Below are 9,318 nucleotides of genomic sequence, written 5' to 3'. Positions count from 1 at the left end.
CCACTTTCACCCCCACTTCTCCCGCCCCTCCGGGGGGTGCGGGGGCGGGGGGCCCACCCCGGCCCCCCGCGCACGCCCGAAAGGGTCGGGCGGTGTTCGGGCTCACATGTTGATCATGTGGCCGGCCAGTCCGTGGACGGCCTCCTTGACCGCTTCGCCGAGGGTCGGGTGGCCGTGCACGTTGCGGGCGACCTCGTGGACGGTCAGGTCCCACTGCTGGGCGAGCGTCAACTCCGGGAGGAGTTCCGTGACTTCGGGGCCGATCAGATGGGCGCCGAGGAGTTCGCCGTAGCGCGCGTCGCTGAGGATCTTGACGAATCCGGCCGTCTCGCCGAGTCCGTGGGCCTTGCCGTTCGCCGTGAACGGGAACTTCGCCACCTTGACGTCGAAGCCCCGCTCACGGGCCTGCGCCTCGGTCCAGCCGAAGCTGGCGATCTGCGGCTGGCAGTAGGTGGCCCGCGGGATCATGACGTAGTCGAGCTCCATCGTCTCCGCGTCGGCGATCGTCTCGGCGGCCACGACCCCCATCGACTCGGCCGCGTGGGCCAGCATCAGCTTCGCCGTCACGTCACCGATGGCGTAGATGTGCGGCACGCTCGTACGGCACCGGCCGTCGATGTCGATCGCACCGCGGTCGGTGAGCTTCACACCGGTGTTCTCCAGGCCGTAGCCCTGCACGCGCGGCTGGAACCCGATCGCCTGGAGCACCTTGCCGGCCTCCAGCGTCTGACGCTGGCCGCCCGTCGTCACCATGACCTTGACCCGGTCGCCGGAGTCGTCGATCGCCTCGACCCGGGTGGACGTCAGTACGTTGATGCCGAGCCGCTTGTAACGGCGGGCCAGTTCCGCGGAGACCTCCTCGTCCTCCAGCGGGACGATCCGGTCGAGGAACTCGACGAGGGTCACCTCGACCCCGTAGTTGTGGAGCACATAGGCGAACTCCACACCGATGGCACCGGCGCCCGCGATGACGATGCTGTCCGGGAGCGTGTCCGACAGGATCTGCTCCTCGTACGTCACCACGCGCTCGCTCAGCGAGGTTCCGGGGAGCAGCCTGGTGGTGGCGCCGGCGGCGATGATGCAGTGGCCGAAGGTCACGGTCTCGGTGCCGCCGTCGGACAGGGCGACGTCGAGCGTGCGGTCGTCGCGGAAGGTGCCCCGGCCGGTGTACTGGGTGATCTTGTTCTTCTTCATCAGGTAGTGGACGCCCTTGACGCGTCCGTCGGCCACCTTGCGGCTGCGGGTGAAGGCCGCCCCGTAGTCGAAGCTCACCTCGCCGTTCACCTGGATGCCGAAGGTCTTGGCCTCCTGGGTGAAGATGTGGGCGAGCTCGGCGTTGCGCAGCAGCGCCTTCGACGGGATGCACCCCACGTTCAGGCACACACCGCCCCAGTACTTCTCCTCGACGATCGCCGTGCTGAGTCCGAGCTGGGCGGCCCGGATCGCCGCGACATATCCTCCCGGGCCGGCGCCCAGGACCACCACGTCAAAGTGAGTGCTCATGGCGGCCAGCCTAGAACGGCGGCGGCCTCGGCGAGGGGACGAGCGCGGCCGGGAGGCCCGGGGTCACCGCGCCGCGGCACGCGGGAGGGCCGGCCCCCGGGCGGAGGCCGGCCCTCGTGTCAGGCGTCAGACGAGGTCGAACCGGTCCAGGTTCATGACCTTGTCCCAGGCGGCGACGAAGTCCTTCACGAACTTCGCCCCGGCGTCGTCGCTCGCGTAGACCTCGGCGAGCGCGCGCAGCTCGGAGTTCGAGCCGAAGACGAGGTCGGCACGCGTGCCGGTCCACTTGATCTCGCCGGTGGCGTCGTCACGGCCCTCGAACGTCGTCGCGTCCTCGGAGGTCGCCTTCCACGTCGTGCCCAGGTCGAGCAGGTTGACGAAGAAGTCGTTGGTGAGCTGTCCGGGGGTCGCGGTGAGGACACCGTGCGAGGACTGGCCGTGGTTCGCGCCGAGGACGCGCAGACCGCCGACGAGGACGGTGAGCTCGGGCGCGCTCAGGGTCAGCAGGTTGGCCCGGTCGAGCAGCAGGTACTCGGCCGGAAGCCGGTTGCCCTTGCCGAGGTAGTTGCGGAAGCCGTCCGAGGTCGGCTCCAGCGCGGCGAAGGACTCCGCGTCGGTGTGCTCGTCCGTCGCGTCGACGCGGCCCGGGGTGAAGGGCACCTGGATGTCGTGCCCGGCGTCCTTGGCGGCCTTCTCGACCGCGGCGACACCGCCGAGGACGATCAGGTCGGCCAGCGAGACGTGCTTGTCACCGGCGTTGAAGTCGCGCTGGACGCCCTCCAGCGTGCGCAGCACCGACGCCAGCGTGTCGGGGTCGTTGGCCTCCCAGCCGCGCTGCGGCTCCAGACGGATGCGACCGCCGTTGGCGCCGCCGCGCTTGTCGCTGCCGCGGAACGTCGAGGCCGACGCCCACGCGGTGAAGACCAGCTGCGCGACCGTCAGGTCGGTGGCGAGGATCTTCGCCTTGAGGGCCGTGATGTCCTCGGCACCGATGACCTCGCCCTCCGCCTCCGGCAGCGGGTCCTGCCACAGCAGCGTCTCCGCCGGGACCTCGGGGCCGAGGTAGAGGGACTTCGGGCCCATGTCACGGTGGGTCAGCTTGTACCAGGCGCGCGCGAAGGCGTCCGCGAACTCGGCCGGGTTCTCGTGGAAGCGGCGGGAGATCGGACCGTAGACCGGGTCGAAGCGCAGCGACAGGTCCGTCGTGAGCATCGAGGGGGCGATCTTCTTCGACGGGTCGTGGGCGGCCGGGACGGTGCCCTCGCCCGCGCCGTCCTTCGGCTTCCACTGGTTGGCGCCCGCGGGGCTCTGGGTGAGCTCCCACTCGTAGCCGAAGAGGTTGTCGAAGAAGCCGTTGCTCCACTGGGTGGGCGTGGTGGTCCAGGTGACCTCCAGGCCGGAGGTGATGGCGTCGGCGCCCTTGCCGGTGCCGTACGTGCTCTTCCAGCCCAGGCCCTGCGCCTCGATCGGGGCGGCCTCGGGGTCGGCGCCGACGCTCTCCGCCGGGCCGGCGCCGTGGGTCTTGCCGAAGGTGTGACCGCCCGCGATCAGGGCGACCGTCTCCTCGTCGTTCATCGCCATCCGGCGGAAGGTCTCGCGGATGTCGCGGGCCGCGGCGATCGGGTCCGGGTTGCCGTTGGGGCCCTCGGGGTTGACGTAGATGAGGCCCATCTGGACGGCGCCGAGCGGGTTCTCCAGCTCACGGTCGCCGGTGTAGCGCTCGTCGTCGAGCCAGGTGGTCTCCGGGCCCCAGTAGACGTCCTCCTCGGACTCCCAAACGTCCGCGCGGCCGCCGGCGAAGCCGAAGGTGTCGAAGCCCATCTGCTCCAGGGCCACGTTGCCGGTGAGGATCATGAGGTCGGCCCAGGAGAGGCTCTGGCCGTACTTCTTCTTGACGGGCCACAGCAGACGGCGGGCCTTGTCGAGGTTGCCGTTGTCCGGCCAGCTGTTGAGCGGGGCGAAGCGCTGCTGGCCGGCGCCGGCGCCGCCGCGGCCGTCGCTGATGCGGTAGGTGCCGGCGCTGTGCCAGGCCATACGGATCATGAAGGGGCCGTAGTTGCCGAAGTCGGCGGGCCACCAGTCCTGCGAGGTGGTCAGCACCTCGGCGATGTCCTGCTTCACGGCGGCGAGGTCGAGGGCCTCGAAGGCCGCCGCGTAGTCGAAGTCCTCGCCGAGCGGGTTGGCCACGGCGGGGTTCTTGGCGAGGATCTTCAGGTTGAGCCTCTCCGGCCACCACTGGCGGTTGCCGCCGCCCTGGGTCGGGTGCGGGGCGCGGTCGTGCGCGACGGGGCAGCCGCCTGCGGCCTCCGATTTCGCGTCGGTGACGATCGCGTCGTGGTTCTCAGACATGGGAATCCTTCCGGACGGGCCGATCTCGGTGCTCAGCGACTGCGGGTGGGGGGTACAGCCGGGGCGGGGCCCCGGCGGCGGGCCCCGGAACCGTCGACGGGTTCGACGGGGAGGCCTTGGTCTTCGGTCGGGAACGGGCGAAGGGGGTGCCCGGCCGCGCGGCCGGGGGCGGGGACGCCGTACACGGCTCGCGCCGGACCGGCTGGACCGGTCCGAAACGGGGTACGCATCCCGCCACGGAGGGCGGACGGAGGGCTGGGTGCGACGTGCCGGGACTGTGCGGACATGCCCCGGGAGGTACGGCGCCGGGTCGTCCCTCCCGGCGGCGAACGGGTCGCCGCCGCGAGGGTCCCGCGCTCCGGGACAGTCCCGGTCCGCGTGTCACGGGGGCCGTCACGCGCAGACCGGCGCCGTGGGGTGCCACGGCGGTGGTCCCGACATCTGTGTCTCTCCTGCCCGTACCGAAGTCTTCTTGTCCCTTGGCCAGTGCCAAAACCGATCCTACGATGGACAGAGTCCAAGTCAAGAAGGACACCAGACCCATATTCGATCGGACCCAGGATGCACACAGATAAACTGCGGGTTCCCACCGATCCCGAAAAGGTGAACCGATATGAGTGACCTGCTGGAGCGACTGCGCGGGCGCGGCTGGCGCATGACTTCCCAGCGGCGTGTCGTTGCGGAGGTCCTCGACGGTGACCACGTGCACCTCACGGCCGACGAGGTGCACGCCCGCGCGGCCGAGCGGCTGCCCGAGATCTCCCGGGCGACCGTCTACAACGCCCTGGGCGAGCTCGTCTCGCTCGGCGAGGTCATCGAGGTCTCCACCGACGGCCGGGCCAAGCGGTACGACCCCAACGCCCACCATCCGCACCAGCATCTGGTGTGCTCCAGCTGCGGCACCGTCCGTGACGTCCACCCGACCGGGAACCCGTTGGCCGACCTTCCGGCGACGGAACGCTTCGGGTTCACGGTGGCCGCCGTGGAGGTCACCTACCGGGGACTGTGCCCTTCGTGCGCCTAGGGCCTGCCTGACATCCGCCCGGATCGCCGCCTAGGCTTCCGCCGTGGACACGATCGAGTGGGACATCTCACAGCCGATACGGATCAGGCCGGGGGAGCCGGCCGACGCACCAGCCGTTCTGGGCATGCTCGACGGAGCGGTGGTCTGGATGAACGCCCGAGGCAACACCGAGCAGTGGGGCACGACCCCCTTCTCGACGACGCCGAGCCTGGTGGAGCGGGTCGATCGGTACCTGACCGAGAACACCGCCTTCGTCGCGGAGGCCGGCGGCACACCCGTCGGAGCCATGGTCCTCGACACCGGCCCCAACCCGCAGATGCCGATCGGACCCGCCGGAGAACCCGAGCGCTACGTCCGGCTGCTGGTGTCCGACCGCCGGCACGCCGGCCGGGGCGTCGGGGCCGCGCTCCTGGCGCGCGCCGCCGAGGAGACCCGGCGGGCCGGCGTCGGTCTGCTGCGGGTCGACTGCTGGGCGGGCGGCGGGGGCGAACTGGTCGCGTACTACGAGCGCCAGGGATTCACCCCCACCGAACCCTTCCGGTCCGGAACCTGGCCGGGCCAGGTCCTGGCCCGCCGCCTCGCTGACTCTCCCGGCCCCGTTGCCCAGTCGGGGTAACCCGCGACCCGCCGAGTGCGGTGACCAGCCGGGGCGGTCCGTGCCCCGCCCGGGCGAGGCGATCGGCTGAAGGGTCCGTGGTCCGCCCGGGCGCGGTGACCGGTCGGCGGCCCGTGCCGGGCCCGGGACCTGACCGCGAGAGGTGGTCCGCTTCGCGCCCGGGCGTGGCGAGCGGGTGGAGGGTGCGTGGTCCGTCGGGCCCGGTGACCAGCCGGGGCGGTTCGTGCCCCACCCGGGAGTGGCGACCGTCCGGCTGTCCGTGCCGGGCCCGGGCCCTGACCGCGAGAGGTGGTCCATCACCCGCGCGGGCGCGGTGATCGGGTGAAGGGTCCGCGACCCGCCGGGCCCGATGACCAGCCGGGGCGATCCGTGCCCGCCCGAGCGCGGTAACCGAACAGAGGCCCGTGCCGGGCCCGGGACCTGACCGCGAGCGGTGGTTCACCACCCGCCCGGGCGCGGTGATCGGGTAGAGGGTAAGTGCCACCCCCCGGCACGGTGACCGGGCGGGGGTCCGTGCCGGGCGCCGGACCACCGGCCGCCCCCGGTCAGGTGAGGTAGTCCGCGACCAGTTCGGCGAACTCCTCCGGTGTCGCCAGACGGATGCCGAGGGTCTCGGCCTTGGCGCGCTTGGATCCGGCGCCCTCACCGGCGACGACCAGGCTCGTCTTCTTCGACACGCTGGAGGAGGAGCGGCCCCCGGCGCTCTCGACGAGCTCGTTCATCTGGTTGCGGCTGAGCCGCTCCAGGGCCCCGGTCATCGCCCCGGTGACCACCACCGTCATCCCGGCCAGAGGCCCGCCCTCCGCCTCCGTCCCGTCCTCGCCGGGTTCGGCGGGCGGGGTGGCGCCGGGCTCGGTCATGTTGACCCCGGCGGCGACGAGCCCGTCGATGAGCGGGGCGAGCTCGGCGAGCTCCGCGACGATCGAGGGAGCCTTCTCCGTGCCGATGCCCTCGACCCGCTGGATCGTTTCCGCATCCGCCGCGCGGACCGCGTCCATCGTGGCGAAGTAGCGGGCGATGCGCCGGGACATGGAACGGCCGGTGCCGCGGACCCCGAGCGCGCACAGCACCCGGGACAGCGGTTGGCCCTTGGCCCTCTCGATCGCCGCGAGGAGGTTGTCGGTGCTGGTCTCGCCCATCCGCTCCAGACCGAGGAGCTGCTCGCGGGTCAGGGCGAACAGACCCGCGAGATCGGTGACCAGGCCCGCCTCGACGAGCTGGACGACCCGGGTGTGACCGAGGCCCTCGATGTCGAGCTGGTCGCGGCCGGCCGCGTACGAGAGGGCGGCGACCAGATGACAGTTGCGGCCCTGCTCGCAGCGCCACCGCTGCTCGCTGGTGTCGATGGCCGACCCGCAGTTCGGGCAGGACTCGGGGAAGGCGATGGGCTGTTCCTCGCCGGTGCGCAGATGGGCGACGGGCGCCTCGATACGGGGGATGACGTCCCCCGCGCGGTGGACCATCACATGGTCGCCCAGCCGCAGATCGCGCCGCGTGATGTCCCCCGGGTTGTGGAGCGTGGCGTACGTGATGGTCGAGCCGTCGATCTCCACCGGCTCCAGGACGCCGCGCGGGGCGATGATGCCGGTGCGGCCCACGTTCCACTCCACCGCGAGCAGCCGGGTGATCTTCTCGACGGCCGGGAGCTTGTACGCGATCGCCCAGCGCGGCGCGCGGGAACCGGACCCCGCCGCCCGCTGGTCGGCCGCGAGGTCGGCCTTGACGACGATGCCGTCGATCCCGAACGGCAGCTCGGCGCGCAGCCCCCCGATCTCCCGCACCCGGTCCAGGACCTGCTCGGCGGTCGTCGCGGTGATTCCGGGGACGGCCGTGCTCGCGGTGGTGTTCACCCCCAGCTCCGCGGCCCGCGCCATCAGCTCGCTGTGCGCGAGACCTTCGAGCCGGGCGGCCGTGTCCGCGTCGGTGCCGGGCACCGCAAGCAGTCCGTAGCCGAAGAAGGTCATCGGGACGGTGTAGGCACGCTCCTTGGCGCGCAGCGTGCCCGCCGCGGCGTTGCGCGGGTTCGCGAACGGCTGACCGCCGTGCGCGGTGCGCACCTCGTTGGCGTGCTCGAACTGTGCCGTGGTCATGAGGACTTCACCGCGCACCTCCAGCGTGAGGGGCTCGGCGAGCTCAGCGGGCAGACCCTCGATCGTCCCCGTCGCGTGCGACACGTCCTCACCGGCCGTCCCGTCCCCGCGGGTGATCAGCCGGGTGAGCCGGCCCTGGTGGTAGCGCGCCGCGATGGCCAGGCCGTCGAGCTTCGGCTCGACGCTGTACCGCTCCACCTCGTGACCGGTCCGCCGGGCGAGCGACGCCGTCCAGGCGGTGAACTCCTCGCCGGAGAAGACGTTGTCCAGGCTGAGCATCGGCACCGTGTGCGGGACGTCGCCCTCGACGGCGCCGCCCGCGACCTTCCCGGTCGGCGAGTCGGGCCGCACCTGATCGGGATGGTCCGCCTCCCACGCGGCGATGCCCCGCACCAGACGGTCGTAGGCGTCGTCGTCCAGCACGGAGGTGCCGCCCTCGTAATAGGCGGCCGACGCCTTCAGCGCGTCCTCGACCGCCTGCGCGTAGGCGACGGCGTCCACGATCACTGCAACAGGTGTTGTCATACCCGCCATCCTGCCTGCCACCACTGACAACGCCCTCCCGCCGGCCCGTGCCGGGCCCGCACTTGGGGCGATGCGGGCAAGTGCCCCACGCGGAGATGACAGGGGCCCGGGGGGTGAAGTAGACCTTGGCTTGTCCGTGGGAACCGGCGGGCCCGGGCTCCGCCGTGCGGGCCTCGCCCCGGTCCCGCCAGCCGACTTCAAGGAGTGGCCCATGCTCGCCGCGCTCGGTCTCGGTCCGGCCGAGGAGGAGATCTACCGTCTCCTGGTGAAGCGTGGACGGGCAGCCGTCCAGGAACTGGCGGCCGACAGCGGGCGCCCCGAGTCCGAGACGCTCGGCATCCTCTCCGCCCTGGCCGAGCGCGGCCTGGTCGTGCCGCAGCCGGTGGAGAGCGGCGCCACGCTGTTCGTGGCGGCGCCTCCCGCGGTCGCCCTCGGCGGGGAACTGCGGCGCCGCCGCGACGAGTTGAGCGCCGCGGAGCACGCCGTGCTCACCCTCGCCGAACAGCACCGCACGGGCGCCGAGGGCGGAGCGGTGGAGGTCATCAGCGACGTCGACGCGGTACGGCACCGGTTCCGGCAGCTCCAGGAGTCCGCCCGGCACGAGGTGCGGTCGATGATGGTGCCCGACCAGCGGGTCGTGACGCGCGACGACAACGCCGCCGAGGGGGCCGGAATGCGCCGCGGTGTGCTCTACCGGACGATCCTGCACCGGGACGCCCTGACCGAGCCCGGAGCCGTCGCCCAGGCTCTCGCGGTGCTGGCGGAGGGACAGCAGGTGAGGATCGCCGACGCGATACCGGTCAAGATCATGATCGCGGACCACGACCTGGCGATGCTCCCGCTGTTCAGCGGGCGCAACACCGCCGCCGCCTCCGTCCTGGTGCATCCCGGCGGTCTGCTGGACGCCCTCGTCGCCTATTTCGAGCAGGCCTGGGAGCAGGCCTATCCGCTGGCGCCGCAGGCGGCGGGCGGCGGGCTGGTGGAACAACGGCCGGACGCCATAGACGAGTTCGACGCGAGGATGCTCGCCCTCGTGCTCGCCGGCCTCACCGACCAGGCGGTCGGGGCGCGCCTCGGGGTCTCCCGGCGCACCGTTCAGCGGCGCATCGGTGAACTCATGGCCCGGGCCGGCGCCGAGAGCCGTATCCAGCTCGGCTGGCACGCCGCCCGCAGGGGCTGGGCCTGACGGCCGCTCCGGCGGCCTCCCGGCG

At 72.1% G+C, this 9,318-nt stretch carries 6 protein-coding genes; 3 read left to right on the top strand and 3 right to left on the bottom strand.

From position 1 onward, the window contains the following. Positions 1 to 102: 102 nt before the first annotated feature. Positions 103 to 1,503 (bottom strand): dihydrolipoyl dehydrogenase, encoded by a 1,401-nt coding sequence (lpdA, locus tag ACFWI4_RS22475; protein ID WP_387198965.1) that lies wholly within the window; start codon positions 1,501 to 1,503, stop codon positions 103 to 105. A 126-nt stretch (positions 1,504 to 1,629) separates the two neighbouring features. Next, positions 1,630 to 3,852, bottom strand: a complete 2,223-nt coding sequence (gene katG, locus ACFWI4_RS22470; protein WP_387198962.1) for a catalase/peroxidase HPI — start codon at positions 3,850 to 3,852, stop codon at positions 1,630 to 1,632. Positions 3,853 to 4,465: 613 nt separating this feature from the next. Between katG and ACFWI4_RS22465 the strand changes: the two genes are divergently transcribed. Then, on the top strand, positions 4,466 to 4,876 hold the full coding sequence (locus tag ACFWI4_RS22465) for a Fur family transcriptional regulator (RefSeq protein WP_387198959.1): 411 nt from the start codon (positions 4,466 to 4,468) through the stop codon (positions 4,874 to 4,876). Between the two features lie 124 nt (positions 4,877 to 5,000). Further along, positions 5,001 to 5,492 (top strand): GNAT family N-acetyltransferase, encoded by a 492-nt coding sequence (locus tag ACFWI4_RS22460; protein WP_387198977.1) that lies wholly within the window; start codon positions 5,001 to 5,003, stop codon positions 5,490 to 5,492. Positions 5,493 to 6,037: 545 nt separating this feature from the next. Here the strand turns inward: ACFWI4_RS22460 and ligA are convergent. Then, entirely contained in the window at positions 6,038 to 8,116 is a 2,079-nt protein-coding gene (gene ligA, locus ACFWI4_RS22455; RefSeq protein ID WP_387198955.1) for an NAD-dependent DNA ligase LigA, read from the bottom strand. Between the two features lie 202 nt (positions 8,117 to 8,318). Between ligA and ACFWI4_RS22450 the strand changes: the two genes are divergently transcribed. Then, a complete protein-coding gene (locus ACFWI4_RS22450; protein WP_387198952.1) occupies positions 8,319 to 9,293 on the top strand; it encodes a helix-turn-helix domain-containing protein in 975 nt (324 codons plus the stop codon). Positions 9,294 to 9,318 lie beyond the last annotated feature (25 nt).

The organism is Streptomyces sp. NPDC127038, assembly GCF_042725875.1.
In the GTDB taxonomy this organism is placed as follows: Bacteria; Actinomycetota; Actinomycetes; order Streptomycetales; family Streptomycetaceae; genus Streptomyces.
Note: the sequence above shows the minus strand (reverse complement) of the source record. Positions and strands in the feature narration are given on the sequence as shown.

Bases quoted from the DNA above. Each gene is read 5' to 3' on its own strand.
- katG (WP_387198962.1), bottom strand. From the start codon at position 3,852: ATGTCTGAGAACCACGACGCGATCGTCACCGACGCGAAATCGGAGGCC.
- ACFWI4_RS22460 (WP_387198977.1), top strand. From the start codon at position 5,001: ATGCTCGACGGAGCGGTGGTCTGGATGAACGCCCGAGGCAACACCGAG.
- ACFWI4_RS22450 (WP_387198952.1), top strand. From the start codon at position 8,319: ATGCTCGCCGCGCTCGGTCTCGGTCCGGCCGAGGAGGAGATCTACCGT.
- ligA (WP_387198955.1), bottom strand. From the start codon at position 8,116: ATGGCGGGTATGACAACACCTGTTGCAGTGATCGTGGACGCCGTCGCC.
- ACFWI4_RS22465 (WP_387198959.1), top strand. From the start codon at position 4,466: ATGAGTGACCTGCTGGAGCGACTGCGCGGGCGCGGCTGGCGCATGACT.
- lpdA (WP_387198965.1), bottom strand. From the start codon at position 1,503: ATGAGCACTCACTTTGACGTGGTGGTCCTGGGCGCCGGCCCGGGAGGA.